31 protein-coding genes are annotated in these 25,773 nt (G+C 28.0%); all 31 read right to left on the bottom strand.

Annotation, left to right across the window (positions count from 1 at the left end):
* Positions 1 to 107: 107 nt before the first annotated feature.
* Positions 108 to 965, bottom strand: a complete 858-nt coding sequence (locus AQ1685_RS04555) for a transglutaminase-like domain-containing protein (RefSeq protein WP_095069861.1) — start codon at positions 963 to 965, stop codon at positions 108 to 110.
* On the bottom strand, positions 962 to 1,489 hold the full coding sequence (locus tag AQ1685_RS04560) for a hypothetical protein (RefSeq protein WP_157730094.1): 528 nt from the start codon (positions 1,487 to 1,489) through the stop codon (positions 962 to 964). Before AQ1685_RS04560 ends, AQ1685_RS04555 begins: the two co-directional genes overlap by 4 nt.
* Positions 1,490 to 1,602: 113 nt before the next feature.
* Positions 1,603 to 2,529 carry a hypothetical protein gene (locus AQ1685_RS04565; RefSeq protein ID WP_095069865.1) on the bottom strand — a complete coding sequence of 309 codons (927 nt, stop codon included), beginning with the start codon at positions 2,527 to 2,529 and terminating at the stop codon, positions 1,603 to 1,605.
* A gap of 23 nt (positions 2,530 to 2,552) precedes the next feature.
* Complete coding sequence (locus tag AQ1685_RS04570; RefSeq protein WP_095069867.1) at positions 2,553 to 3,434, bottom strand: YitT family protein; 882 nt, start codon at positions 3,432 to 3,434, stop codon at positions 2,553 to 2,555.
* 110 nt (positions 3,435 to 3,544) lie between these two features.
* Positions 3,545 to 4,879 carry a serine hydrolase domain-containing protein gene (locus AQ1685_RS04575; RefSeq protein WP_157730095.1) on the bottom strand — a complete coding sequence of 445 codons (1,335 nt, stop codon included), beginning with the start codon at positions 4,877 to 4,879 and terminating at the stop codon, positions 3,545 to 3,547.
* 206 nt (positions 4,880 to 5,085) lie between these two features.
* Complete coding sequence (locus tag AQ1685_RS04580) at positions 5,086 to 5,751, bottom strand: hypothetical protein (protein WP_095069873.1); 666 nt, start codon at positions 5,749 to 5,751, stop codon at positions 5,086 to 5,088.
* Positions 5,752 to 5,864: 113 nt separating this feature from the next.
* Positions 5,865 to 6,056 carry a hypothetical protein gene (locus AQ1685_RS04585; protein ID WP_095069877.1) on the bottom strand — a complete coding sequence of 64 codons (192 nt, stop codon included), beginning with the start codon at positions 6,054 to 6,056 and terminating at the stop codon, positions 5,865 to 5,867.
* A 224-nt stretch (positions 6,057 to 6,280) separates the two neighbouring features.
* Complete coding sequence (locus tag AQ1685_RS04590; RefSeq protein WP_317042162.1) at positions 6,281 to 6,619, bottom strand: GNAT family N-acetyltransferase; 339 nt, start codon at positions 6,617 to 6,619, stop codon at positions 6,281 to 6,283.
* Between the two features lie 166 nt (positions 6,620 to 6,785).
* A complete protein-coding gene (locus AQ1685_RS04595; RefSeq protein ID WP_157730096.1) occupies positions 6,786 to 7,250 on the bottom strand; it encodes a DUF4274 domain-containing protein in 465 nt (154 codons plus the stop codon).
* A gap of 299 nt (positions 7,251 to 7,549) precedes the next feature.
* Complete coding sequence (locus tag AQ1685_RS04600) at positions 7,550 to 8,941, bottom strand: serine hydrolase domain-containing protein (RefSeq protein WP_095069881.1); 1,392 nt, start codon at positions 8,939 to 8,941, stop codon at positions 7,550 to 7,552.
* 85 nt (positions 8,942 to 9,026) lie between these two features.
* Positions 9,027 to 9,707: a DUF6624 domain-containing protein gene (locus AQ1685_RS04605; protein WP_095075001.1), complete on the bottom strand. Its 681-nt coding sequence runs from the start codon at positions 9,705 to 9,707 to the stop codon at positions 9,027 to 9,029.
* 59 nt (positions 9,708 to 9,766) lie between these two features.
* Complete coding sequence (locus AQ1685_RS04610) at positions 9,767 to 10,336, bottom strand: RDD family protein (RefSeq protein ID WP_095069883.1); 570 nt, start codon at positions 10,334 to 10,336, stop codon at positions 9,767 to 9,769.
* Between the two features lie 25 nt (positions 10,337 to 10,361).
* The gene (locus tag AQ1685_RS04615) at positions 10,362 to 10,796 is read right to left on the bottom strand and encodes a hypothetical protein (protein ID WP_095069885.1); all 435 of its coding nucleotides are present in this window, start codon (positions 10,794 to 10,796) and stop codon (positions 10,362 to 10,364) included.
* 193 nt (positions 10,797 to 10,989) lie between these two features.
* On the bottom strand, positions 10,990 to 11,754 hold the full coding sequence (locus AQ1685_RS04620; RefSeq protein ID WP_095069887.1) for an SH3 domain-containing protein: 765 nt from the start codon (positions 11,752 to 11,754) through the stop codon (positions 10,990 to 10,992).
* Positions 11,755 to 11,924: 170 nt separating this feature from the next.
* The gene (locus AQ1685_RS04625; protein WP_157730098.1) at positions 11,925 to 12,503 is read right to left on the bottom strand and encodes a hypothetical protein; all 579 of its coding nucleotides are present in this window, start codon (positions 12,501 to 12,503) and stop codon (positions 11,925 to 11,927) included.
* A 153-nt stretch (positions 12,504 to 12,656) separates the two neighbouring features.
* The gene (locus tag AQ1685_RS04630; RefSeq protein WP_095069890.1) at positions 12,657 to 14,072 is read right to left on the bottom strand and encodes an alkaline phosphatase; all 1,416 of its coding nucleotides are present in this window, start codon (positions 14,070 to 14,072) and stop codon (positions 12,657 to 12,659) included.
* Positions 14,073 to 14,464: 392 nt separating this feature from the next.
* Positions 14,465 to 15,025 carry a hypothetical protein gene (locus AQ1685_RS04635; protein ID WP_095069892.1) on the bottom strand — a complete coding sequence of 187 codons (561 nt, stop codon included), beginning with the start codon at positions 15,023 to 15,025 and terminating at the stop codon, positions 14,465 to 14,467.
* 142 nt (positions 15,026 to 15,167) lie between these two features.
* Positions 15,168 to 15,539 carry a hypothetical protein gene (locus AQ1685_RS04640; RefSeq protein ID WP_095069893.1) on the bottom strand — a complete coding sequence of 124 codons (372 nt, stop codon included), beginning with the start codon at positions 15,537 to 15,539 and terminating at the stop codon, positions 15,168 to 15,170.
* Positions 15,540 to 15,585: 46 nt separating this feature from the next.
* Positions 15,586 to 16,050, bottom strand: a complete 465-nt coding sequence (locus AQ1685_RS04645; RefSeq protein WP_095069894.1) for a hypothetical protein — start codon at positions 16,048 to 16,050, stop codon at positions 15,586 to 15,588.
* A complete protein-coding gene (locus tag AQ1685_RS04650; protein ID WP_095069895.1) occupies positions 16,051 to 16,365 on the bottom strand; it encodes a hypothetical protein in 315 nt (104 codons plus the stop codon). It lies immediately after the preceding gene.
* Positions 16,366 to 16,392: 27 nt separating this feature from the next.
* Positions 16,393 to 16,914 carry a hypothetical protein gene (locus AQ1685_RS20420; protein ID WP_175577899.1) on the bottom strand — a complete coding sequence of 174 codons (522 nt, stop codon included), beginning with the start codon at positions 16,912 to 16,914 and terminating at the stop codon, positions 16,393 to 16,395.
* Positions 16,915 to 17,552: 638 nt separating this feature from the next.
* The gene (locus AQ1685_RS04665; protein ID WP_095069897.1) at positions 17,553 to 17,996 is read right to left on the bottom strand and encodes a hypothetical protein; all 444 of its coding nucleotides are present in this window, start codon (positions 17,994 to 17,996) and stop codon (positions 17,553 to 17,555) included.
* Between the two features lie 229 nt (positions 17,997 to 18,225).
* Complete coding sequence (locus AQ1685_RS04670; RefSeq protein ID WP_095069898.1) at positions 18,226 to 19,068, bottom strand: toxin-antitoxin system YwqK family antitoxin; 843 nt, start codon at positions 19,066 to 19,068, stop codon at positions 18,226 to 18,228.
* 146 nt (positions 19,069 to 19,214) lie between these two features.
* Positions 19,215 to 19,853: a suppressor of fused domain protein gene (locus AQ1685_RS04675; RefSeq protein WP_157730100.1), complete on the bottom strand. Its 639-nt coding sequence runs from the start codon at positions 19,851 to 19,853 to the stop codon at positions 19,215 to 19,217.
* A gap of 228 nt (positions 19,854 to 20,081) precedes the next feature.
* Complete coding sequence (locus tag AQ1685_RS04680) at positions 20,082 to 20,639, bottom strand: hypothetical protein (protein WP_157730101.1); 558 nt, start codon at positions 20,637 to 20,639, stop codon at positions 20,082 to 20,084.
* Positions 20,640 to 21,190: 551 nt separating this feature from the next.
* Positions 21,191 to 21,877, bottom strand: a complete 687-nt coding sequence (locus AQ1685_RS04685; protein WP_095069902.1) for a hypothetical protein — start codon at positions 21,875 to 21,877, stop codon at positions 21,191 to 21,193.
* A 145-nt stretch (positions 21,878 to 22,022) separates the two neighbouring features.
* Positions 22,023 to 22,538 carry a hypothetical protein gene (locus AQ1685_RS04690; RefSeq protein WP_095069903.1) on the bottom strand — a complete coding sequence of 172 codons (516 nt, stop codon included), beginning with the start codon at positions 22,536 to 22,538 and terminating at the stop codon, positions 22,023 to 22,025.
* Between the two features lie 166 nt (positions 22,539 to 22,704).
* A complete protein-coding gene (locus AQ1685_RS04695) occupies positions 22,705 to 23,310 on the bottom strand; it encodes a hypothetical protein (protein WP_095069905.1) in 606 nt (201 codons plus the stop codon).
* Between the two features lie 170 nt (positions 23,311 to 23,480).
* Entirely contained in the window at positions 23,481 to 23,969 is a 489-nt protein-coding gene (locus AQ1685_RS20465; RefSeq protein ID WP_095069906.1) for a hypothetical protein, read from the bottom strand.
* 146 nt (positions 23,970 to 24,115) lie between these two features.
* On the bottom strand, positions 24,116 to 24,544 hold the full coding sequence (locus AQ1685_RS04705; RefSeq protein WP_157730102.1) for a hypothetical protein: 429 nt from the start codon (positions 24,542 to 24,544) through the stop codon (positions 24,116 to 24,118).
* Between the two features lie 823 nt (positions 24,545 to 25,367).
* The gene (locus tag AQ1685_RS04710) at positions 25,368 to 25,769 is read right to left on the bottom strand and encodes a hypothetical protein (RefSeq protein WP_095069910.1); all 402 of its coding nucleotides are present in this window, start codon (positions 25,767 to 25,769) and stop codon (positions 25,368 to 25,370) included.
* Positions 25,770 to 25,773: the final 4 nt, after the last annotated feature.

The following is a 25,773-nucleotide window of genomic DNA, read 5'->3' on the forward strand; positions in this document are numbered from 1 at the left end:
TTATCTTTATAAATTAAATAATCTTTACCACTTAAAATTTCTCCAAACAGAAAACCGTCTTTTTTATAATAGTTCAGTTCTAAATCCATGTAATTAGATGAAGAGATTTATTGAATAATTGGGGCTTTATAAAAATCGTTGAGGTTGTTAGTATACAAAAGATAATCCATTTTATGTTTTATCTGAAATACTTTTGGAAAATTACTTTTTAGCGGAACTAACATTAAATAACTCTTGTTTTGACAGCTTGATCCTGTTTTTGAATTGTCTAGTTTTGAATCAAAAAAATACAAATATTTACCAATCCATTTTGTGAATTCAGCAGCCTTTTGTTCATTTAGTGTCCCTGTGAAATCTTTTAATTTTAGTGATGAACTTTTATCAATAATATTTCTCTGGTATTCTACAGCATTGAGAGGGATGTCGTTATGAAAAGGCACATAATTTATTTGCGGATCTATGAAAATCCATTTTTTTAACTCTTTTATATAAGCTTCTGAAACCACATGACCAGCATTATATTCCGTATATTCAACGTCTTTAGTTTTTAAACCTAATGTTCTTGTAGGAATTCCGATTGAATTTAAACAAGCAGATAAAACTTTTCCATACTCAACACATCTAAAATTTTCTCCGTTTTCAGCTCTTTGTAATATTTCTAAAACGTTATTGGTACCTGAATTATGATTTCCATCATGTTGCCATCTTTTATGAACCCAATTCGTAAGATACAGTACTTTCTCAACATCGTTATCTAATTTTTTAGTTAGAGAGTCAAGATTATACTTCGTTTTAAGTGCTATAAGTGAAGAATCTTGTTTAGGATTTGAAAAGATGAAATCACATGACATTAAAGTATCATTTTTACTGAAGTTGATTTCATGAACTTTTTTTGAAGGATATTTATTTTTACAATTACTCAAGGTAATGACACTAATTAAGAGTAATAACCAAATGTGTTTCATAATACTTGTTGTTGACTTATTTCTATATTAGGAATAAGTTTTGTAATAATTAAACTGCTAAATATTGCTCCTAAAAAATAGAAAAGTATGTCTAAAAAATCAAAGTTTCTTCCATCTAACCATAATGCAAACTCATAAACAGTTAAGAATATGAATGTGAATAATACCCAAGAAAAGAATTTATTAATTTTTTCTTCTTTATAAGCTTTACAAATATATAATGAGTTTGGAAAAGATTCTTTTTTGCGGTAAGATTCTAGTATGGAAATTACTTGATTACCTATAGTCATGTGTTTTGAATCAGGTATAAAAGAAGAAATTTGTCTAACAATACATTTAGATTTCTCTTTAGAGTTAATTTTTGAAATTAAATATTCTAAATCAGTTTGATTCAACCAATCAGCCTTTGTTTGTCCAATTGTAATTAAAATGTTAAACCCGTCATCTTCAGGATTAGTTTTTAAAAAAGATATTAATTCTTTAGCATTAAGTTTAGATATCTCTACACGATTACTTTTATTCAAAGTTTTTAAGAAGCTTTTATCATTTGCATTATCTTGTGTTTTGGTTTTACAAGAGACGATCACAAATAAAAAACTGAGATAAACAATTCTTTTTATGTACAAGTGATTAAATGTTATGACCAAAATTTTTTGAGTTTATACCAAAAGCTTAATTTAATTTTATCTTTTTGATCTTTAGTTACTCTTGATATAGGTACAGTTTTAGATATTTTATGTTTTATTTTTAGTAGTTTATTATCATCAAATCCAGTAGTTAAATATTCTGCTTTATGAATAAATGTCAAAGGAGAGATTTGAGATTGTATAAATTCTTCAATTCCATCTTTAACGATTAGTTGAATTTCTTCCCAATTCCATTTCTTTGAATTTTCACCTAACTTTAAATATTTTTCTTTTGGAACAAAATCTTCCTCACAAGCCCAATCGTCATTTTCTAAATCATAACTGTTGGACCCAATTAAATAAGTTTGGTAATCATCTTTAGTTTCTAAAATTCCAATATTAAAAGCTTTAACTGATTTAGGAATTTGTTCTTTAAGACTTATTCTATTAATCCAAAAGTTAATTAATTCTTTGATTTCATCTTTGTAAATTTCATTTCTAAATATAGAAGTAAATTGTTCATATGAAGTCTTATCAAATTCATAAGGTTCAATTTTGTCAAACCACTCAACGTTCGTGCCAATTGAATTAGGCATATTATTGGGTCCTCCAATATCAAGCCCCATTCTTAACCATTTTACAGAATGTTCAGTTTTTTCAATTTCTACATTTATAACTACACACCACAAATCAACATCATCAGGGCACATTAAAATTGGGACAATTTGTTTTTGATTACTCTCAAACCTTTCCCAAACAATTGTTCTTTCTTCATGATCACTCAACCAGTCTAATAAAGTTGGTACAAGTCCAATTAAGTTTTTATCAGGATATAATTCATGTAAAATTTTATCTAACGGATTGCCATCAATATTTATAGTTAAGTGTGGTTGATCATTATATTCACTTTTTTCAAATTTTGCTTGAATTTGATTCATTAATTTTTTTGCTAGTTATATAGTTAGTTTGAAGGAGTGTTTTCTTTGTTTAAGAATTTTTTGAGTTTTCCTCCTTTAACATTATTTACATCAAATTCGGTTATGAATGCGTCTTCATCAATTTGTTCAATAATTCGGCTAATTCTACGAGCATTAATTCTATTCACAACTACGTGAATAATTTGATTGTTTTCTATTACACCTGACTTTCCATAACCTTTTACACCTTGATAAACAGTTATTCCTAAACCAATATTTTTTAAAAATTCATGTTCAATTAACTCACTTTTTTTAGAAACAATCATTAATCCAACATAGTTCTCAAATCCTTGAATGGTAAAATCTATAGCTTTACTTGTAATAAAATAAGTAAGTACAGAATACATTGCTATTTCTGGTGTGAGTAAGATTGCTGTAATTGCGAAAAGCACAATATTAAATAGAAGAATAACTTGCCCGATTGAAAGTCCGATTTTTTCATTGATATAAAGTCCTAACAATTCAGATGCATCTAGCACAGCACCAGCTCGTATTGCCAGTCCAATTCCTACACCTAAAAAAACACCTCCAAAAGTGGCTATGATTAATTTATCATCAGTAATCGTGCTGAAATTTTCAAAATGGATTGCTAATGATAAACAAATGATACAAATAATTGATTTTAACAAGATTCTCTTGGTAATTGTAAAGTATCCTAAAATGAAAAAAGGTATCGATACTATTGGGAGAAGTATTGAAATATCTATATGAAATAATTCACTCAGTAAAATAGCAATTCCTGTAACTCCTCCATCTAGAAAACCGTTAGGTAATAAAAAAGCTTTTAGTCCTATACTAGCAATAATAATTGCAAATCCAATTTGAATAAAATCTATAATGACGTGTTTGGTAATATTTTTATCCATTTTTAGCGTTGTATAACTGCCAGTGTTTTAAGATGAAAAACATAGAGAAGCGTAAGTATGTTTTAAATTAACTTGTAACCAAATATAGACGTTTTAAATATAATTAGAGATCAATTATTTTTAATTTCTGTTACTCTACTTTTCATAAACGTGTTGTAATTAGTATAACTTTTGTTTAATAGAATTGCTTTCTCGTAATTCAGTACAGCATTTGATTTTTCATTTAGATTCTCATAACTTTCAGCCATTCCGGCATAAGAAACCCACCATTCAGGATAAATTTTAGAATTAATTTTAAAAGCTTCCATTGCATTAATAAAATCATTATTGTTTAAAGCAATATTTCCAGAAGTATTAACAGCCATTTTCAAATTAAAAAAATTTAGTTTAGCATTTTCTGTTTTTAGCTTTTTAAATGTATCGAGAGCTTGTTTGTACTTTTTGTTGCCGATAAGTTCTACTACATTTTCTTCTAAAGCATAATTTTTACTTTTTAGTTCTGGTATTGTAATTCTAGCTAAATCATTAATTATAATATCATATGCAGGAATTTTGTAACCATTAGTTAGCAAAATTATAGTTGTATTTTGATTCGGAAATTTCCTAATAGCAGAAACATTACCTCCAGAAAAACCATAAGAAGGAATATCATTTACATGAGTAATACTCCAACCTGATAGAAAATTATCTGTTCCGTTTGTAAAGTTGAAAGGTGACCACATGAGAGATTTGGTGTTAGGCTTCAATAGTTTATTAGCATCTAATTGAAGATTCCATGTAACGATGTTCTCTAATGTTATATTAATACCATTCGCGGCATGAGCTCTTTTACCATTTATAAATGTTGGTATTTCGAATTTTTTCTTTTTACGGTTGTAAGAATATACAGGAACTTTATTAGGGAAAACTTCACTAGTGTTAGAGGAGAAAATTAAACTGTTAGCGTTAGAGTTGAATTGATTTTTAATCACAAAATCCTCGTAGGTCTTGTCTGTAATTTTTTCTATTATTTGAGCTAGCAACCAAAAATTGGTTTGATTATACCTATATTCATTTCCCTTTGCAAATTCCATTTCATCTTCAGCTAATCTTTTAATCATCTCTTCGTTAGATAAATCACTGCTATATTTCACATAGTCAGGTATACCTGATGAATGGCTTAATAAATGTTTAATTTGTATTGAATTCCATTGTTCAGGTAAATTTTTAAGGTATTTTGAGATGGTATCGTTAAGGTTCAATTTTTCTTGTTCAATAAGTTGAAAAATTGCAACACTTGTAATAAGCTTAGTAGTAGAGTATAATGGAAATATTGAGCTAGATTTTATTGGTTCTTTTTTTTCAATAGTAGAGCTTCCAAAATAATTTTTATATAGCGTTTTGTTATCTTGAATGATGGCTACAGCTAATCCAGGAATTTCATGATTCTCGATAGTTTGTTTCATGTAATTCTCTATTTCTTTGGTTATAAGAGTATTATTTTTCTGTGTTTCATTTTTACAAGATGAAAATGAAATTGATATCAGTAAGATTAAAAAAAAATATTTTTTTGAGATTTTATAAAACGTTTTTGTTTTAGTCATTGTGGTTTTTTTAATTATAATTATTGCTTTTATACGTCTTAATTATACCTTTATGTTATAAATAGCATTTATTCAATCAAAAATTTACTTGTATAATTTATAACAAAGTCTTTGATGAAAGATTGAATAAACTTTTTACCTCCATTATAGTCACTTTTCTTTAGTTCAGCGTATAACTTTTTATACTCTTCCGTTTTTTTGAACTCTTTAAATTGACGTTTTTTAAATTTTATAAATTCCTTATAATTATAATTTCGAGCTTCATTAAATATTCCATTTTCAATTTCAATTAACCAATACTTATTGTAGGTAGACGAGTAACCTTGGTGGACATATTTAACCAACTCTCCATACGGTAAAATCAAAATTCCACTAAACCACTCAATTTTCACCTTTTCTTGTTTTGGAAAATATTTTTTGTAGATGGAAGTCCATTTTTCTTTATAATCGCCATTTTTACCTTCAACACGAGTTGGTGTTTTCATGTCTGTTAAAAACAATTGATTATCAATAATCTCAAAATAACCAACATATCCACGCCAAAGAGCTGTTGAAACCATTGTTGGTCTATTTTTAGGATTTGCATCAAAATATGGTTCTAAAGGATTTGAATTTAAGTTATATTCTTTCCCATTGTAGATAATTTTATCGGGATATTGTGCGGTAACTATATTGTTAGCTTTTACAATACCAATTGTTAATAAAATAAATATTAATGTTAGTTTTTCTCTCATATTGTCGGCAATGTTTTTGTGTATTGTAATTTATGATTTTTTTCATTCCAATGAATTGAAATAATATTTAAATCTGAAGTGTTCTGAACCAAATCTTAATTTAGTAATTACGTTTAATAAAGGTTTTTGTTAGAGTTTTTCTTCTCTTTATTAAATTCTTTTGTTAATGTATCTAATTCTTTTTTCTTTTCAAATTCAGACATTTTTACGATACTTTTGATTTTCTTTTTTAAAGAGTTGTATTTTTCTTTCAAGTATTCTAAATGGTCATTTTGACCAAAAGAATGTAGTTGTAGTTTTTCCATAATTTTTATGTTGATTCACAACAAATAGTAACGGTTTGTATAAAGTTCGTTGTGTTTTATTTAGTTAAAAATAAATAAATTATTATTGATTAGAAATTCTGCGAAGTAGGCAATTTGCTAGCAATAAAATTTATATTTCATTATACTTCTTCTTATAATGAACCTTTATTTATAAATCGTCTAGCTTAAGTCGTTAAAAACCTATAAATCATATTCACCATATTTTATTTTTTCAGTTCCATATGTAAAGTAGGGTAAGGCTTTCCTGAAGAATCTAATTCAGAACGTTTAATTGTTTTAAAACCAAATTTTTTATAAAATCCAACTGCTTGTTCATTCTGTTCATTTACGTCAACTTTTGTAACATCTAAATTATCAATTGAATAGTTTAATAATTTTTTACCAATTCCTTTTCCTCTGTATTTAGGATCGATAAATAACATTTCTAAATTCTGTTCTGCAACTCCAATAAAACCAATAATTTTATTTTCATTATTCCTTATGCATCTTAGTACTACAGCATCTAAGTATGTATTTAAAATAAGAGGCTTAAAATATTCAATATCTTCTTCTTTTAAAAAATGGTGAGTTGCTCTAACTGAAGATTCCTAAACATCTACTACTTCTTGGTATTCAGTTTTATCTATTGTGTCTATTTTTAGTTCCATTTTCTTAATTATGTGTAAATCTTTATTTTAATTCAGTTTAGATTTTACTGTAGTTTGATTTTTAAAATCCAAATCCGAATGGTTTCTTTCCTTTTGTTGCTGTTTTCAATTCTAAAGGAATTTCCCAAATATCCAATTTAGTTTCCCAGTCAGTTTTATATCCTTCTTTTATTGGATCAAATTTGAGTTTGTTATTTTTAAATTTATTTTGTTTGAATTTTTCCACAATCTTTTGTAACAAATTCCAAACAGGTTTTTCATATTCGTCAATTGTTTCCGCTGTATAGTTAAAATAAAAGTCTGGCTCAGCTCTCCAAAATATTAAAGAAGCTGTTCCTTTATCACATTTAGGACTATCAATAATCCAATCTAAAACAATTATTCCATCATCCCAGTTGTAATTGTCTGCAAGAAAATATTGTTCTGCTGAATTAAGAGTTTGAAACTTTTCAAAATCAGGAAGTATTTCATGATCAATATCTTCGTTTTTATTGAATGAAAATTCAATAAAGTTATTTTTAATCAATAATATTTTATGAGGTCGGATTATCATATTCTTTGCGTGTTGTGAATACTGTTTTTGCTAAGCTATGTTTTAATCTAGTCTAGGTATTATGGCTCTCGTTAAACTTGATGAGAAATTAGAAAAAGGAGGATTACCTTATCAATAATCAACTCAATATTTATTTGTTGTCATTTTAATATATCAAGATACTTTCGGCTATAATCAGTACGAAAATTAAATGGTGATTGACTTTAAATAAATACAAATTTCATATTGATTGGAGTTGTTGTAGGTAACTGTTTATTTGTATCGTACTAATTTTATCTAACTTTTTTAAAGATTAAGTCTCTATATACAAATCCCAAATTACCGTTTATTTTATTAAAGTCAAATTCTCCAAAGTCTGATGAAAAACTATTCTTTTTGATGTTTGGTTTTAAAGATGTGTATTTTAATCCATTGATGAAGACACTAAGTTTATTATCCTTTAATATTATTTCATATGTAACATTCAAATCTTTATTGAAATATTCTCCAGCAAATACTTCTAGTTCTTTATTTGAGTAATTTTTCGGCTGTTCAGTCTTATTCATTTGCTTTTTGTGACTTGATGATTTTTGGGGACTTGGAGGAACAGGTTGCATTTTATCTTCAAGATATATTTCAGCAATTTGGTAGGGTCGAGGTACAATCTCAAAATCTGAATTATTACTTAATATTACTACAGCGAAATCTTCGTCTGGGAAACTTAAATAATGAGATAAAGAACCGGCCCATGAACCAAGATGTGAAACCGAATTTAGTCCTCTGAATTCTCTAATTTTTAATCCTAAGGCATAATCTATAATATCTCCATTTTTTAGGATTCCTTTTTCAGTCATTTTTTTTGTGAAGTTTTTCCCGCCAATGATTTGTTTTTTATAGTTTTCATGCCATTTAAAAAAGTCTTCGACAGAAGTGTAGAGTTGACCGTCTCCACCCATTGCAAAATTGAAACTATGGTTTTGTATGTAGGTTTTATTTCTACTAGAATATCCTATGGCTCTGTTTTCTATCACTTGGTTTCGGTCTTCGTAAATAAGTGAATTATTCATTGCAAGTGGATGAAATATATTTTTGTTTGCAAACTCGCCAATACTCATACCTGTTATACGCCTTATAATAACAGCAAGAGCTAAATAGTTTGAATTGCTATATTGATATTTTGATCTTGGGACAAAATTCAATTCTCTTAAACCAGTTAAGATATTAAAGCCATCTTCTTCAGAAATAATATCGTAATCTGTTTTTCCTAACGGTGCTATGTAATAAGAGTAATCTTTAAGTCCACTTGTGTGGTGAAGCAAATCATATATTTTTATCTCTCCTTTTTTATATTTAGGTAGTTCAGGCAGATATTTACGAATTGAATCTTCGATTTTTATTTTTTTTTGCTCCTCAAGTAAAATTATACAAGAGGCTGTAAATTGTTTAGCTACTGATGCTATGTCAAAAACAGTATTTGGTGTGATTTTGACTTTATGATCGAGATTAGCATATCCATAGCCTTTTTTGAAAATAATATTTCCTTTTTCGAATATAGCAATGGCACAACCTGGTTTGTTGTTGTAATCACTTAATAAACTGTCAATTTTATTTTCAAAACTTTGGGCTGAACAAATATTTACAATAAATACAGAAAGAATTAATAGGAAAAACGTTTTTTGATTCATATGATTATTCAATAAGTGAAGTGTTTTTTAATTGGAAGAGGTTTTCTGTATTGTTATTAATGATACATTTTATTACCAGTTAACTTTATTTAGTTTTATATAGTTTGGGTTCAGTTATCCCGATTTTTAAATATCCTTCCTTATTCATTTCGAAATGCATTTCAGACATTCTATTTAGATATACTTCAATTGGTTCAAGTCCAATAGCTTTTCGTCTGCTATTTACTGTAGAGCTATCCGCTAATTTTTTTGGGTATGCTTGACCAGTTTTTGCGTTGTATGCTACTTGAGTTCCATAAATTTGTTTCTCTCCAGTATTTAATTTTACTCTGTCTACTAAAAGACCGTAACTACTTGGTTGGGCATTTCCTTTATCGACTTCAATTTTCATTTTTTTAAGAACTTCTTTTTGAAACTCTGGATTATGATCAGAATGTTGTACGATTAACCAAAAATTATCAGATCCTTCTTTACCAGCTAAATCAAATCCGACAAATCCATTTTTATCAAAAATTTCTCTAATACGCTTTTGGTGAGTTGTGAAAACACTGTCTTTAAAAAAAATCCATTCCTCATCAGACATTTTTTTATATTCACCTTGTGGTATATACGCTGCAATTTGATCAATTTCAGCCATTTTTTTGAGTTCATCAGCTAAATCTTGATTAAACTCAACTTTCGGTTTAATTTCCTCTTTTTTAGATGGTTTTTCTTTACATCCCAATAATGAACCCCCCATAATTAAAATTCCTAATATTTTTTTCATTTGCATTTTTTTGCTAGTAGATAAAGTTTGGTGTATAATTTTTTCGTTGTTGCGGTAAGTTAATTTATTTCAAGGAAAAGCAAGGCCAATCCGTAGAAATATAATCCTCCAACGATTAAAATTCCGATAAAATTTATTTTTAATCTTATTCTTTTTGAATCGTCCCAAACCGAGTTTAATTTTTCTTTGTTCGATACAATAACTTTTGTATTCGCTATGAAATCACCAATACGTCTTTGCGGATTTATGAATCCAACAATTACCTCTAATGGCCAGCAAATTAATGTCAAATTTCTTAGAAAACATTGTAATTCGCTAGCTGATTGATTTGTTTTAAAGTCAACAATTTGATATCCCAGTATCCGTTTAGCCAAACTTTTTCCTCTTAGAAAATCTTTATTCATGTAAATAAACATTGGAATTGAAAATAAAATCATACCAGTAAATTTAGTGGGATTTTGTTCAAATTGAATGGCTATTACAAAAAATAGAATTCCTAATGGTACAGTTAAAATACACATTAAGAAATGATCTAATAGCATACTAGAAATTCTATGAAATTCTGGATTTGTATCTGCAAGTTTCTTAATCTCTTTGTGTAAAATTCCTTTATGTTCAGTTTCTTTCATTCTAATGATTTATGTGTTAATAGCATTAGTTTTTATTCTTTTTTATCAATTGGGATATTTTTTCATTATCTATTTCTTCTTTCCAAATCAAGTAAGGCTTTGGTGAGTTCAAGATGTTTAGTATTTCACCATAATACTTTTCTAAGAAATCATATTCAAATTCAAAATTGTGAAAAGAATTAAGTTTTAAGTACTTACTGTAAATAGGAGTTGATTTATCAAAATAATATTCCATCATACCATTAGGACTAAATAGTTTAGTTTTTTCCTTATTACCTATGTAAATGCAAGGCATATCATACCCTCCATGTTGAATTGTAATTAATACTTTTTCTTTAGATATATATACTACTTGTCCATCATCAGATTTAATTTTTTTAAAATCTAATTTAGGAAGTAGGAGAGTTGCTTTTTCGCAAAGTTGATCAAACAAAGGATGATTTGGCCATTCAAAAGACATATTGTGTATTCTATTAATGCTTATTATTAGTACAATATATGTAGGGTGAATTTAGATTTATAACTAAGCCTAATATGATATTTTGTGTTTGTATTCAATTTTCAATCACAAACTTTATATTAAACAATTTAGTGTATTAGTAGAAATTTTCATGCATTACTTATGTTTTACAGAACATGTTACAGTTAGTATTTCATTCTTGTTGCAACCAATTAAATTTTCCGTCTTTCCAATAAACAAATCCGCCACCACAACTTTCAGAAGCGTGTATATAAAGAGCATTATAATTTAGTCTAACTTTTTTATTTTCAGGAACATTTTTAAACTTTACAAAATCATCTTCGTAATTTGACCATAAAGTTTCTCCTACATTAACTTTTTTAAAAATACCAATCCAACTATAATCATTAATCTTGAAGGGATCGTTCTCATTTCCTAATATGTGAGTTTTAGTTTTAATTGCTTTGTTGATAAATCCAATTTTTGTTTCTCCATTAGAGTTTTTTAGTAATATAACAATATCAATTTTTTTGTCTCCGAAAAAGTCACCTTTTAAATAAAAAGGATTAATATCTGTATTTAAGGATAGACCATCAAATTCTGAATATTTAGAAATTTCATTTTTAACATCTTCTATACTTTCTTTTTTTGGTTTTAAATATCCGTCAAATACATATCCATATTCAGCATTAGAAATGAAAGTAGGGAAGTTTTGAAAATTTATTTTCACCCAATTACCTATTATTTCTTGTCCGCCGTCTGTTATGGTTTGACTATATTCTGTTTTTTTAATTATACTAACTTCTGCACCAAAATACAGTTTTCCTAATTTCTTTCCTTTTGAATTAGGTTCTTGTCTTAAAAACAAACCATTTTCAGCAGTTACAATAAATTTATCTTGGGAATAAATTATTATCGTCAAAAATAAAGTTAAAAGTAATATTATCTTTTTTTTCATATTATTTGCAACACTTTGTGAATTGTTATTTGCGATTTTTTTGATGTAAAGTTAGTTAAAAGTATTTGACTTAGAACTTAGCTAGATTTGTTTAAAAGAATAAATCTGTAAGCAATCAATAATACATTTTGTTAGTTGTTTGCCAAATAATCAATTAACTGCTTATTATCTTAATCTATAAAGTTTATTTTTCCGCAATGCATTAATTCAATTTGTGGAAGCATTTTGTAGTATAGATTATCTTCTCTTAAGACAAGTTCAGTCCGATTTCCTCCTCTATTTTCGTTTTTAGCATCATTTTTAGTTTGGAAAAATATTGCTATCACATAAAAAAGGTGATCTTCATTGGGTTGTATTGTTTTTTGAACTATAGTTGAGTCATCAAGAGTGTCAAAATCAGTCAATCCATAGTTAAATAAACTTTGTTTTTCAAGAGACATTTTATCAGAAGATAGAAATAACTTGACAAATGTATTGGGAGAATTAGGAATCCCGATTTTATCAGTAGGGAAATCAACTGTTAATTCAACTGTTTTTTTAGTTTGATTAATTACTCGACTAAAGAACACAAGACAACTGTAATTAAAATATTCTTTTTTAGAGCCTTTATATAAACCTCCTTTTGGAAAACTATTCTGAAGGATTATGCCATTGTTATTCGATTCACTATACCATTTAATTTCAGTATTTTGAGCTTTGGTATTTGAGTGAATCAATAAAAAGATTATCAGAAGTAGAGTAAATCTCATAGTTTTCAATATAAGTTACCATTAATGAGGTGTTTGTGTAAGATTAGATATGTTGGTTAGCACATGGTTTCTTCTATATGATTTACTTGTTAATCCTTTATAAAAGCATTGCTTACTTCATTTATGTTCATAGAGTTTACATAATTTTCTATTTTAAAAGTTATTTTCTACTTCAGTAGCTTCTAACATTAAATAATGTAAATCTGTATTTTTAATAAAAGGTTTTAATAAATCACTACCTGGACCATACATAGCAATTTCTACATAATCTGAAGAGTGGTGCTGACTAATCCAACCTATTGAGTTACGTTGTTTTTGAATTTCAGCCATTAACTTAAAAGGTAAATGACGAGGATTATACAAACCATCTTCAGTTTTTATATTGGCGTAATGTGTTAGAAGCGTTATAGCTTCTTCATCTGTAACTACAAAATTATTAGCATATTCAATACGTTCCTTGATCTGATTGATAGTGGATTCTCTTCCAATACCATTTAAAATCCATTCGTTTGTATGTTTGTAGTTTTGAACGCTATCCAAGTTCTGATTAGCTTTGCTACCATAAATTGTTCCAGGATTAGAGTTTCCATGGTCTGTAGTAATAATCACTAAAGTTTCATCATTGGTATCAGCAAAATCAATCGCTACTTTTACAGCATCGTCATGAGCAGTTTGGTCATAAAGTAAACCTCCAATATCATTTCCATGAGCAGCCCAATCTACTTTTCCTGCTTCTACTTGCAATACAAAGCCTTCAGGATGATCTTTCATACGATCAATAGCTTTCTGAGTCATTTCTGCAAGTGTGGGAACATTCTTAGCTAACTCTTTGTTGTTATTTCTATCTAAAGTATAAGGCAAACCACTATCAGAAAACACACCCAAAATTGGTTTTTTAGTATCTGCTGTTAACATCTGCTTTCTATTCTTAACAACCTCATAGCCTTTATTGGCAAACTTTTGATACATATCAACCTTATCTTTTCGTTTATCAGGGGAAAAATACTCATTTCCGCCTCCCATCATAATATCAAAGTTTAAGTTTAGATACTTTTCTGCAATTCCTGCTTGGTCTTTACGAGTTTTACTATTTATACAAAATCCTGCAGGAGTAGCATGTGTAATGGGTACCGTAGTAACACAACCAGCCATTTTACCAGCTTTTTTAAATTTTTGCCAAATAGGCAAATGGTTTTCTCCAGTTGGACTAACATTAAGTGCTCCATTGTTGATTCTAAATCCTCCTCCCCATGAAGAACTTGCAGCAGCAGAATCGGTTACAATAGAGCTTAGAGAAGCCATATCCATAAGACCTCGTGTAACTTTATTGTCTCTATACAATTGAAGCCAATTAGAGCCTGTTCCTGTTTTTCTAGACAAATATAAGTCTGTCATATTAAGAGTTCCAATACTCATACCATCACTTACAACTATAATGATGTTTTTTGCTTTTTTGTTCTTTTTATATGTGTCAAAATCTTTAGTTGTAGCAGCTGCATCAAAAGGAGTTAATACCGATGCTCCTAAGGCAAAAAGAGAACCATTTTTGAAGAATTTTCTTCTATTCATAGTAAGTGATAATTCTAATGTGAAACAATAAACAAATATAAGGAATGCCTATATCTCACTTAAAATACGATTAAAAGAAATTGTTAAATATTTTAAAGCATATTTAGATTACAATAAAACTTGGTTTATAATTTTATTAGAGAAGTTTATTTTTAACATTAACGTTTTCGTTTAGGAAACTTAGGGTAGATTATAAATGATACGTTCAGGGTTGGTACTAAGCTAAATATTTATCTTTTTTCTTATGAACTTCAAATTTTATATTTGGCTAGTTAGTAAAGAATTATAGGTTTTTGATTAAGTCAAGAAAACTTATGTCTTCTAGTATATTATTAGTCGTACGTTTTTTCTTTCTGTAATTCTTTCTTCCTTTAAGGAATCATATAGAATGCTCAAATCCTAAATTTACAGTTTTCTTTTCGATGTTCGATTTCATTTTTAAATCGGATTTTATCCTTTTTAGTGAGTTCTTGATTTAATGCTCTCAGAATTTCTGATAGTTGATAAGAATCGTTATCTTTTTTTAAATCAAATTTAAGTACTAATATTTTTTCGAAGAAAACTTTTTTGAGATGTATATTTTCAATATTATGAATACTTATAGTTTGTTCATTTACTATTTTATTATAACCTCTACCAAAACTAATTCCGTATTCATTAATATGGAGTTCATCATTTTTTAAAATACAAGCAGGGAATGATTTTTTTGAGAAAAAGCAATACATCGCGACATAAAAAAAGTATACACCAAAAGCTAATAAAACTAAAGAAAAGCACAGAGCTAAAAAGTCTACTTTTTCACTAATTCCGAACCATAAGAATATACTCGATATCCCAAGAAAGAGTATACTAAAAAGCAAACTAATAAATCCTCCTATATATCGTCCTTGAGATTCAAAAACTATTTCATATTTTTCTTCGATTGATATAAGCTTTTTTTTCTTTCTTGCCATTTCTTGCTAAAAACTTAAATTTTGATACCTGTTGTGTTTTAGATAAAAAACCTTGTGATTTTTTGAATCACCATTTTTTAACTATAACTAACGCTCTGGTCAAGCTACGTTTTAATCCAGTTTAGGTTTAGTTGTAATACGTTTATTTTCTGGTTAATTTAAGCATTGCTTCTGAAGTACTCAGTTCTATTTCAGATACAATTAATTCAACTGATTTAGCATTTGCTCCATGTCTACAGGAATCTATAATTGCTCTTTTTTCAACAGTTGATATTCCTTCATCAATTCTTTCTAATTGTTGAATAAGAACATGAAACGAAGGTAATAACCACTTATTCGGGAATAATTCCATTATTATTTTTCGCATTAAATTTTCAGCTTTTTCATAGTCTGCAAAAAGTATTCTAGAGTCAGAATAATTATCTTCTGAACTTTTACATTTTCCTGTGTTTAAAAAGCATATGTCAATTTTATTGACATATAATTTAATATATAGGTACTTTTTTTTAAACATTTTAATTACAACGTATTTATATAAGATTAGTTGTATGGTTAAATAGCTAACTTATAAAGTGTTTCTTAATGTTTTTTATTCCGCTTTTTATTTTATGAATCCAGTTTTTATCTGTCGGTTCAATAATAATTGCTTTAAAATTAAATCTTTCGCTTTCAATTCCAACACCTTTTAAATCGTCAATATGTAAGTCAAAATCAAATGCTGGTGGAAATTTCGATGAGTTAATATTTCGAAACTTTAAAGTTTTCTGATTTTCTTTTTCGTTTACAATTCTACTGACTTTTATGCCATAATATTTTAAAGTCCGTCTTATTTTTCTTTTGCTCCGAAATGAAGTTGTGTAAATATGAATTTCATGTCCTTCATTCTGTAAATCCAAAATCAATTCAGGTGTTCCTTTTCGTATTTCCTCAATTCCGAACAGTTTTGCAATTCTGCTTCTGTTTTCAGTTTCAAACTCCATTCCGTTTGGAATCAATGTACTGTCAAGGTCAAAACTTATATCCATTTAATCAATAGTTCGATTCATTGCAATTATCAGCATAATTCCAATGTATAAAAATGATATAGCACTTAAAAAAAACCAAATCAGATTATTTTTTAGTTCAGATTTATGTTTTGAAATCAAAAGTCTTGTGTTAATTAATGACCATAAAATTCCACCATAAAAAATAAGTAATGAAATTATACTTCCATATTGGTAAATCCAAGTTCCTCTGTATGGTTTCACTAAATATTTTAAAAGCATTGCACTTAAACAAATTCCAATTATCAGAATTCCGCTTTTTTTAGTCCAATTTATATTTCGAAGTGTAATGTTCAATGTTTAGTAAAATGTTAGGTAATGTTTTTATTCCACAATATCATACCCAACTTCCTTAATTCCAAGGAAATCTTGTTTCGACTTTCTCTCTTTCAACAATCCATTTTCTTTAAGTTCAAACAATAATTTTTTTAGTTTTTTAATTCTTGGTTTTTGATTTAATAACCAAGTTTGATCTGAAACGGGTGCTCCATTTAATTTCATTAGATTTATTGGCGTAATGACTATTTTTTTGTCTGAATTTTTAAGTTCAATTATCAGTTTTTCTAATAATTCGATCGTCAATTCTTTTGGGTTTAATCTGCTAACATTAGGAAATCTTTTCCAATCAAGAACAGTTTTCGATTCTTCATTATCCAATTTGGCTCTTTTGTCAAATTTCAAAAGTCTGTCCAACAAATCTTCATCTTCTATATAAAATATTTCAGGGTAATGTTCTTTTGGATTTGCTCCAACGACTATTAATTGTCCCAATCTAAAGTCAGGATTAGATTTCCAAATCCGTTCGAGTTCTTTCAGTATTTTCGGAATTCTATTTTTATCTCTCACTTTCTTATTGTGTTTTTTGACTTGTGATACAACGTTTTGTGTATTGTTATTTACGATTTTTTATTGTAAAGTTAATTAAAAGTGGTGAACTTTTGGTTTTGCTAGATTTAGTTTGAAGGATTAAATCCTCAAGCAATTAACCATACATTTTGTTGTAACACGTTTCTTACTTTATGTATAAGTCATCAAAATAGTAAAATATAGAAAAGGGATCATTCCTGTGATAATCCAAATTAAATGTTTTCTCGATTCCATTTTGTAGTCTGACCAAACTAATAAAGAGTGTAGGAAAGACCAAAAAGATGATCCCAAAACCATTACTATATTTAAAAGACTACCATATTGATAAATCCAGCGGTATTCAGAAATTCGAAATCTTTGAACATAATTTCCAATTAATATCCCACTTAAACAAATTCCAATAATTAGAATTGCAGTCCACTTAGGCTTGTATCTTGGTTTGTTTATTTTCAATTAACTTATAAAATGTGTTACAACGTTTTGTGTATTGTTATTTGCGATTTTTTAGTTGTAAAGTTAATTAAAAGTGTTGAACTTTTGGTTTTGCGCGATTTAGTCCGAAGGAATAAATCCGTAAGCAATTAATAATACATTTTTATTAGCTGTTGGTTCTTTAATTATCTTATACTTTGATTTTCGATAGAATAAGCAACTGAATTAAATACTCCCTGTACTGTAGGGTATATTTTGTAATTCTCATTATCTACTTCAAAAGTAAAGAAACCTTCTTCTTTCTTTAGTTTAATTCTTTTGCTCACAAAAACGTGATTTCCCATTCCACCATAGTGATAATCAAAGAGCACTTCATCAACTTTAAAATTTTCAATTTCTAATTGATCTTGATGTTCTAATAAAAGTTTTTGCGCATCCGAATAAAAATTTTCATTATCGAATAAACTGGTTTCAAATCGATTCAGTTTATTGTCTTTGAAAGAATATATAGTAACTCCTCCAGCGTTTCCCATAGCCCCATCTTCGGCTAATTCTGCATAAACTATATCGTTTGCAGATAACGTCTCAATTATCTCTTTTGATAACTTAGTACTTGTTTGTTCATTCATTTCAATGTTTTTTGATTTATGGTCAGTATCTAATCCATTTTGTTTATTATCAAGTTTTAAACTTAAAAGAATCAGTAGAGTAAATACAAATTTTAGTTTCTTGTTTTTTTAATGACAGCCAACTTTTTGAGTGTTGTTATTTGCGATTTTTTGTTTGTAAAGTTAATTAAAAGTGATGAACTTTTGGTTTTGTGAGATTTAGTTTGAAATCAATAAATTATACACCTTGTTAGCCGCTGGATTTTTTTATTTCAGTTTTTATAATTTTTCCATCTTTCCACGTCTCTATTTTTATAATCTCTCCTTTAGAATTAAAGAAATATTGCTTGCCAATAGGTTTGTCGTCTTTGAAAATTCCCTCGAATTTTGTGTTTCCATTTTCGTAAAACTCACGATAAATCCCGTTTTTATCGAGGTCAATAATTTCAGATTCAGTTTTCAAAAATCCGTTAGGATAATATTCTTTAAAACTTTCTTTTTCTATATCATCTTTTAACTCTTGGATAACTCTTTGAATTTTTAATGAACCATCTTTATAATATTCCGTTTCGATAGTTCTTTTCAAATCCCGTTTATCGTGTACGGAATATTCATAAGAATAAGTTGTGATTTTTTCTAAAAGTCCATTTTCAAAGAATTCTTGAGTTTCTATTTCTTTATCTGCGTGATAAAAGTCAATCCAAGATAGTTTTCCATTTTCTCCATAATAGAAAAAAATTCCTTGCCTTAAACCGCAAACATAATTTGATTTAGATTTTAATATTCCATTTTCAGAATAAACTTTCCATTCTCCGTGTTTTTTTCCTTTTCTGATTGTTGAATTATTTCCAACTCCGCAACCTGCTATATAGATTTTTGTGTGATTAGTTTCGTATTCACAATTCTTGAATTCTCCAGTTGTTTTTATTTGCTCATTTTTATAATATTCAGTGTATCTTCCAGTTAAGACACTGTCGATTAAAAATCCCTGAATTTTTATTTGTCCGTTTTCATATTTCTCAACATATTCAGTCTGTGAGTAAATTAGATTTGAAACTAAAATGGTAAAAAATAATGACAATTGCTTTTTCATAAAGTTGGTTTCAGCTTATGGCTAACAATCTTGTATAACCATCAGTTACGGTTTTTGAATTACTATTTTGCTTTAGCTATTTCGAGTGGATTTGGATGTAGTCGAATCCGCTGTAATTGCGGTTATACATTGTTGCCAGTAGTATTTTATTCACATACATTTTTTCTTCCAACTTTTACAATTTCCTCAATTCCAAATTTGTCAAATCTCTGAAGTAAGTCTATTGCACTATTTTTCTTTTTAAATTCTAATTCTTCTTTATAAAGCGGAATAATAGTATAAATATCAATTGATTTATTATTCTCCGATTCGATTTGAGTAAACTCGTCAGGTAACTCCATTGAATGAGCCAACATTACAGAATTAAAACCAATTCCATCAGCAAGTTCTTCGTCATCTTCGTGTCCTAGAGTGTGTCCAAATCCTAACCAAGTTTTATTTGGGTGTGGAAGCATCATTAATTCTTTCATAATTCTAATTGGCCAATAATTCCGCTCATCACTGAAAGATTCATATTCCAAACTCCACTCTTTTGGCAACAATATCATTACTTCTGCAAATTCAGATGATTCAATATCTTCAGGTACTTTCATTGGTAAAGCACTCATTCCGCAACTCAATAAAATATGATAAGGTCTATCTTCAGTAGCTTTTATAAAGTAAATATCTCTGTGAATTATTTCAGATTCTATTTCGTCAAATACTTTTATGTCAGCGTTTTCGTTAAAAAATTGGTCTAAATGATTGTCAACTATTTCAACACTGTTTGGGACGTTTTTATTCATTTTTTTCTCGTTCTTTTGTGAATACGCAAAAGTTGAAATTAAAATCAGTAATATCGTTTTATACTTGATTATTTTCATTCGATTTCGGTTCTTCAATATTACTGGCAACGTTTTGTGTATTGTTATTTGCGATTTTTTGATGTAAAGTTAATTAAAAGTGATGAACTTTTGGTTTTGCGAGATTTAGTCCGAAGGAACAAATCCGCAAGCAATTAATAATACACTTTGTTATGTGCTTGCTTTTCCACCACCTTTATTAATCAACTTTTGAATTTTGTTAATTTCTTCACTGTGCTTGTCAGCGTTAAAATTCCGATTCTTTCCGAAATAGAATACGTCGTTATGGTTGAAAATCAAACACCAATTCAAAGTCTTGTCCCAAATCAGTTCGTCAGAACTAAAAAAAATGTCATCTGAAAATTTTATCACCATTTTCCAAGTCAAAATAAATCCGCAATCGGGTTGAGTTACCCAAAATACTTTTTGGTCAAAAGGAATTTCTTTTTCATAGAGCCATTTCTTAACCTTTTGATTGTCATTTTCACTAAATGATAGTTCATCTTGTTTATTAAAATACTTTTTAATTCCCGAGATTGAGTTTAAATATCTTTGTGTATTCTCAAAATTCCACAAAAATTGTGAAGCGTCTGAAGTTAGAGCTATAATTTGGTCTTGAAATTCAGCTGATAGCTTATTATTACTATCTTCAAATTTCCATTTTAGAGGATGTTCTGATAATGGAATTGAAAAAGTATGCACGTTTTCCAATGTAATTTTATCTTTCATTTCAGAAGCTTCTGCTTGCACATAACGGCCCGACTAAGGAATCGTTGTGTTAGTTTTACTTTTATTTTATAAATATACCTAAACATTTGAATTGCCAGAGTATTTTCCCAACGGGAAAATGTATAAGCAATGTTTTTTAGGTTTTGTTACTTGCCGTTGCGATCCGTCCTGATTGGAATCGCACCGTTATATTTTCCAAATCAAACCGTTTTGCTGAGTCAAGTCATTTGGCTTTCACAGTTCGCATAAAAATTAAGTTATGTTTAGCAATCATTTCGTTTCATTTTCACACTGCTTTTCAAAATCAATCCGCTGCAATTTTTATCAATCCGTTCTGCTTTTCTATTCATTCTGTCTTTTTTGAGCAATTGCAAGTAACGTTTTGTGTATTGTTATTTGCGATTTTTTGATTGTAAAGTTAATTAAAAGCGATGAACTTTTGGCTTTGCGAGATTTAGTCCGAAGGATTAAATCCGTAAGCAATTAATTATACACGTTGTTAGGCATTGTTTTTTAATTCCTAGAGTATAAGAGGAAACTCAAAATCATTCTCATGCACTAATCGTATTTCTGTTTTTTAGACTTATTACTATTTGATTGATCTCATTATAAATCATATCAAAAATAGTTTTGGTTTTGGAATTGTAAAGATATGTTTCGTATTCATAAGCGTCATTCTCGTAAACAAATTCTTTATAAGATCCGTGATTATCATATGTTATTATATTTTCATCTGGTCCGTTTAAAATTAAAAGAGACCTTCCTCCACAACATTCATCGAATGATATATAATCAATTAGTAGATTTTCTTTTTCATTAGAACTAGTGTAAATTTCTTCAATTCTCTTTGAATTAAATGTTTTACTTTCTTTATCGTAATAACCTTCTTCTATTTCAGATTTACTAACTCCATTTTGAATTAGTTTTATTATAAAGTCCTCAGAAAAAAAAGATTCAACAGGATAATATGAAGATATATTGTGGTTAAATAAATCGAGGAATGAATATCCTTTTGAACCAACAATTTCTAATGCTTTCTTTAGCTCTTCAGAAAGTTTAGTGTCAAATTTTTTTTCAAATAAATTAATCTCATATGAAATAGGATGGAAATAATTAGGCAAGCCATAAAGAATGTATTTCAAACCTTTATTTTCCATTAATATGCTTTTCTTATCTTCATTGCTTAATTGTGAAACTATATTTTCAAGTTCAGATACTATTGAAGTTATTTGTTCCATTTAAATTATGCCTAACGTTTTGTGTATTGTTATTTGCGATTTTTGATTGTAAAGTTAATTAAAAGTGGTGAACTTTTGGTGTTGCGAAATTTGTCCGAAGGAACAAATCCGCAAGCAATTAATTATACGCTTTGTTAGCTACTGTTTACGCTTCTCCATTGATATGGAAGTTATGAATTGTATTAGTTTTTGTATTTATAATAACTCTAAAAAAAGTATCGCCTCCGTCCATTACATCTAAATACCTTGACTCAATCAACTCATTATCAATCTCTTTTTCAAGTTCTTTATTGCCTTCAAAATCTATATAACCGTAGTCAAAAATTAGATATATCTTTTTAGTTTTACTTCTAACATCATAGAATCCTGAAATCTGAACACTATAATTACAGATCTCATTTTTGATTCTGTCTGTAGCTCTCTTATGCTCAGTTATCTTGGTTTTAATCATTTCCATTATATAAGGAATCTCGTATTCATTTACGTTTATTGGCTTATAGATGTCATAATCAATGTCAGGATCAAATTTTTTAAACAATTCATTTTGGACAGTAATAAAAGGAGATGGATATTTTGGTCCAATAACTTCATAATTAAGAATACAATCTTTTTTACAAGAATAAATAGAAAATATAATTAAAAGGTATAGTAGTCTTTTCATTTCATAGAATTGTAGCTAACGTTTTAGTATAAGCTTTGTTGCGTTTATTTAAGCTAAAAGAAAGCAAAAAATAAAACAACTTTGTGCCTGCGTATTTTTCCGAAGTAAAATATAGCAGCAATAAAGTTTATACTGTGTTGTACATAGTTTTTAGACAAATAAAACTTTAAAATCTTTTATTCAATTTATTGTCTGTGTGTATTAATTTCTGAACTTCTTTTAATACAGTTTCATTATTCATAATTTCATTCTTTAATGTTGTTGTATCAAATTCAAACAGGCTTTTCATAGTCCTAAAATAAGGATTTATCATTCTTATACCACCAATCCTAATGTGCTTGCCATATGGAGGATATTTGAATGTGGCAGATATTGTTCCTTTATTTTTTCCTTTACCAGCAACTGTCATTTTTAAACAAACAGTTCCATTTTTTGATTTTGTTCCTTTGTTATCACCTGCAACTTTGATATTGTATGGTATTAAAGGTCCAGGAGGTTTAGGAATACATTTCCAACCACAATCCTTAACTCTACCAGGAACAGCGCTTGTGCAACTATGATATTTTGAACGAAAAAGTCTTACTTTAGAATATTCTTTAGGTCTAATTTTTTTTTTAAAATTGTCGAATTGAATATCCATATTCCTATAAAACAATTCAATTCTTTCACTAACAGGTAAATCAATTCTTCTGTAAGCTTCTTCTAAAACAATTTCCTTAACTCTTCTATAATGAGGATAATGACTACTCAATGGTTTTAGTTTTATATCCATTTTATGCTATGTATTAATTAGATTAAATTTTTTATTATATCATTTTTGGGAATTATGTACAACGTTTTGTGTATTGTTATTTGCGGTTTTTGTTTGTAAAATTAATTAAAAGTGGTGAACTTTTGGTTTTGCGAGATTTAGTCCGAAGGATTAAATCCGCAAGCAATTAACTATACATTTTGTTGTATGTTGTTTAATTCAGAGTGAATTTCATTTATATTAATTTCTCTATTCTCATGTCCACAAGTAGAGATTTTAATTTTTGAATAATTGTCAGATATCCAAAAATAGTTCTCAAGAGAAAACCAAGAAAAAGGCATATGTTTAATTTTAGAAACCCTTATTTCTTTAAAACTCATTATAGTTTCAGTTTGTTTTATCGAAGGTTTTATGTGATTTATAATAATTTTCCCATTCTCATTATCAAGAGAAATTCTTTCTAAGTGATTTCTGTAATTATGTTTTAGAGATTTGAGTAATCTTATTATAACGAAGACTAATATAAAAATCAATACTTTATTAATATTTGGTTTTGTCCAGGTTAAAATAGATATAAATAAACTAAATATTAAAGCTGAGATAGTAGCATTAATAAATATGTCTTTTATTAATCTATTTGTGTCAATTTTTATTATATGATTTTCAAATAGTGTTTTCATAGAAATTACATACAACGTTTTGTGTATTGTTATTTGCGATTTTTGTTTGTAAATTTAATTAAAAGAGATGAACTTTTGGTTTTGCGAGATTTGTCCGAAGGATAAATCTGCAAGCAATTAACCATACATTTTGTTGTGGTTAGTTTTTATTTATTCAGGATTTCAAACAGTTTTGGAAATTCTGTTTCTATTCTTTTATTGTCCATTTCTCCATTGTAGTCATTGTCTCCGTATTCAAGTCCCACTGCTATTAATTCCTCAAATCCATTTCGTTCCGATTTTGGTATTTCTTTTAATATTTTGTAAAAATCGTTTTCTCCAATTCGATAAATTATTTGAGTTAAAATATAACCTAAGTCATAATAGCCTGCCGCTCCGCCATCAGGGAATTTTGTTATCTCAATGATTGCATTTTGTTCTTTTTTTAGAGCTTTGGAAATCAGGTTTTCCATTTTTCGATTTTCATTTAAAGATTGATGAGTAAACAACGTATCTCGAATAATTACTTTATCAACATTTTCTTTTTTACAGCTAACTAATATTATAGTTAGAAATAGCAGTATTATTTTCTTCACAAGATTTGTTTTCAAAATTAACCACAACGTTTCGTGTATTGTTATTTGCGATTTTTTGTTGTAAAGTTAATTAAAAGAGATGAACTTTTGGTTTTGCGAGATTTAGTCCGAAGGATTAAATCCGCAAGCAATTAACTATACATTTTGTTGTAAGTAGTTATTTTTTCCATAGAAATTCTAGAATCGATCTTTTATAATCGATTCTCTTCTTATTTATAATTAGTAATAATATTAATTCTACAGTTGAGATTTTGGTCCAAAATAAGGTGGTTAAAGCAAGTCCATGAGTCGAATTAGTTACTAATTCGATTATGTATAAGGCTATTGTAATTAATGTGATTTTTGATAGTAAAGTTCTTGTAGTTTTAAAGCTTTTGTATCTTGATAAATACCCAACTAAAATAATTAGTTTCATCCCTGATATTAAAAATATTGGTGAATAAGGACGAATATAACATCCTCTAATATTAATTGTTACGAGTCCAATTGTTATCCAAGATAAATAGTGTATTATTTCGGTTGCTTTGTGATTGATATGATTCCGTTCAAATAAATCAAAGGAGAGTAGTGTAAGAACTATAAATCCAGAAATTAAATCATAGTAATCAGATAATTTCATTAGAAGAACTAATGAAAAAAGTAAGACTAGAGTAATCCGAATAATATTTTTTGAGTTCATTTGAGAATTACTTACAACGTTTTGTGTATTGTTATTTGCGATTTTTTAGTTGTAAAGTTAATTAAAAGTGTTGAACTTTTGGTTTTGCGAGATTTAGTCCGAAGGAATAAATCCGCAAGCAATTAACCATACATTTTGTTGTGTTTATTTTATTTTTTTTTGCAATTCACTCAACAGTAATTTTTTCTCTTTAATAGTTAGGTCATAATCCATTCTGTCTACAGCATATTGAATTGTATGATCTTCATTCTTAAACCATTTTATCATTCTTATAATTCCACTTTTTGTAATTATACCTTCCTCATTTTCGAATTTTGGTGGATTCGATAAATGGATTAATTTAGTGTAGTTATTCAATGCTAATACCAATTTTCGATTGGTTTCTTGTTGTTGCAATCCATATTTAAAGAAGTGAGATTGGTCAGAACAAACAGCTTTAATTTGAATACCATCAAATTCCGTTTGATCAATTTCATCAAGTACCCACCAGAGATATTCTTTGTCACCAACAAATACTTTATTCTTATTCTTTTTACTTATTGCCATTCTT

The organism is Tenacibaculum jejuense (assembly GCF_900198195.1).
GTDB classification, from domain to species: domain Bacteria; phylum Bacteroidota; class Bacteroidia; order Flavobacteriales; family Flavobacteriaceae; genus Polaribacter; species Polaribacter jejuensis.

What these genes read in the sequence shown, in the direction of transcription:
- AQ1685_RS04680 (WP_157730101.1), bottom strand. Translation starts at nt 20,639, where the DNA reads ATGAAAGATAAAATTACATTGGAAAACGTGCATACTTTTTCAATTCCA.
- AQ1685_RS04580 (WP_095069873.1), bottom strand. Translation starts at nt 5,751, where the DNA reads ATGAGAGAAAAACTAACATTAATATTTATTTTATTAACAATTGGTATT.
- AQ1685_RS04685 (WP_095069902.1), bottom strand. Translation starts at nt 21,877, where the DNA reads ATGGAACAAATAACTTCAATAGTATCTGAACTTGAAAATATAGTTTCA.
- AQ1685_RS04565 (WP_095069865.1), bottom strand. Translation starts at nt 2,529, where the DNA reads ATGAATCAAATTCAAGCAAAATTTGAAAAAAGTGAATATAATGATCAA.
- AQ1685_RS04600 (WP_095069881.1), bottom strand. Translation starts at nt 8,941, where the DNA reads ATGAATCAAAAAACGTTTTTCCTATTAATTCTTTCTGTATTTATTGTA.
- AQ1685_RS04615 (WP_095069885.1), bottom strand. Translation starts at nt 10,796, where the DNA reads ATGTCTTTTGAATGGCCAAATCATCCTTTGTTTGATCAACTTTGCGAA.
- AQ1685_RS04630 (WP_095069890.1), bottom strand. Translation starts at nt 14,072, where the DNA reads ATGAATAGAAGAAAATTCTTCAAAAATGGTTCTCTTTTTGCCTTAGGA.
- AQ1685_RS04695 (WP_095069905.1), bottom strand. Translation starts at nt 23,310, where the DNA reads ATGGATATAAAACTAAAACCATTGAGTAGTCATTATCCTCATTATAGA.
- AQ1685_RS04690 (WP_095069903.1), bottom strand. Translation starts at nt 22,538, where the DNA reads ATGAAAAGACTACTATACCTTTTAATTATATTTTCTATTTATTCTTGT.
- AQ1685_RS04575 (WP_157730095.1), bottom strand. Translation starts at nt 4,879, where the DNA reads ATGAAACAAACTATCGAGAATCATGAAATTCCTGGATTAGCTGTAGCC.
- AQ1685_RS04610 (WP_095069883.1), bottom strand. Translation starts at nt 10,336, where the DNA reads ATGAAAGAAACTGAACATAAAGGAATTTTACACAAAGAGATTAAGAAA.
- AQ1685_RS04665 (WP_095069897.1), bottom strand. Translation starts at nt 17,996, where the DNA reads ATGAATGAACAAACAAGTACTAAGTTATCAAAAGAGATAATTGAGACG.
- AQ1685_RS04585 (WP_095069877.1), bottom strand. Translation starts at nt 6,056, where the DNA reads ATGGAAAAACTACAACTACATTCTTTTGGTCAAAATGACCATTTAGAA.
- AQ1685_RS04640 (WP_095069893.1), bottom strand. Translation starts at nt 15,539, where the DNA reads ATGTTTAAAAAAAAGTACCTATATATTAAATTATATGTCAATAAAATT.
- AQ1685_RS04625 (WP_157730098.1), bottom strand. Translation starts at nt 12,503, where the DNA reads ATGAGATTTACTCTACTTCTGATAATCTTTTTATTGATTCACTCAAAT.
- AQ1685_RS04605 (WP_095075001.1), bottom strand. Translation starts at nt 9,707, where the DNA reads ATGAAAAAAATATTAGGAATTTTAATTATGGGGGGTTCATTATTGGGA.
- AQ1685_RS04645 (WP_095069894.1), bottom strand. Translation starts at nt 16,050, where the DNA reads ATGGATATAAGTTTTGACCTTGACAGTACATTGATTCCAAACGGAATG.
- AQ1685_RS04670 (WP_095069898.1), bottom strand. Translation starts at nt 19,068, where the DNA reads ATGAAAAAGCAATTGTCATTATTTTTTACCATTTTAGTTTCAAATCTA.
- AQ1685_RS04555 (WP_095069861.1), bottom strand. Translation starts at nt 965, where the DNA reads ATGAAACACATTTGGTTATTACTCTTAATTAGTGTCATTACCTTGAGT.
- AQ1685_RS04710 (WP_095069910.1), bottom strand. Translation starts at nt 25,769, where the DNA reads ATGGCAATAAGTAAAAAGAATAAGAATAAAGTATTTGTTGGTGACAAA.
- AQ1685_RS20465 (WP_095069906.1), bottom strand. Translation starts at nt 23,969, where the DNA reads ATGAAAACACTATTTGAAAATCATATAATAAAAATTGACACAAATAGA.
- AQ1685_RS04635 (WP_095069892.1), bottom strand. Translation starts at nt 15,025, where the DNA reads ATGGCAAGAAAGAAAAAAAAGCTTATATCAATCGAAGAAAAATATGAA.
- AQ1685_RS04675 (WP_157730100.1), bottom strand. Translation starts at nt 19,853, where the DNA reads ATGAATAAAAACGTCCCAAACAGTGTTGAAATAGTTGACAATCATTTA.
- AQ1685_RS04620 (WP_095069887.1), bottom strand. Translation starts at nt 11,754, where the DNA reads ATGAAAAAAAAGATAATATTACTTTTAACTTTATTTTTGACGATAATA.
- AQ1685_RS04570 (WP_095069867.1), bottom strand. Translation starts at nt 3,434, where the DNA reads ATGGATAAAAATATTACCAAACACGTCATTATAGATTTTATTCAAATT.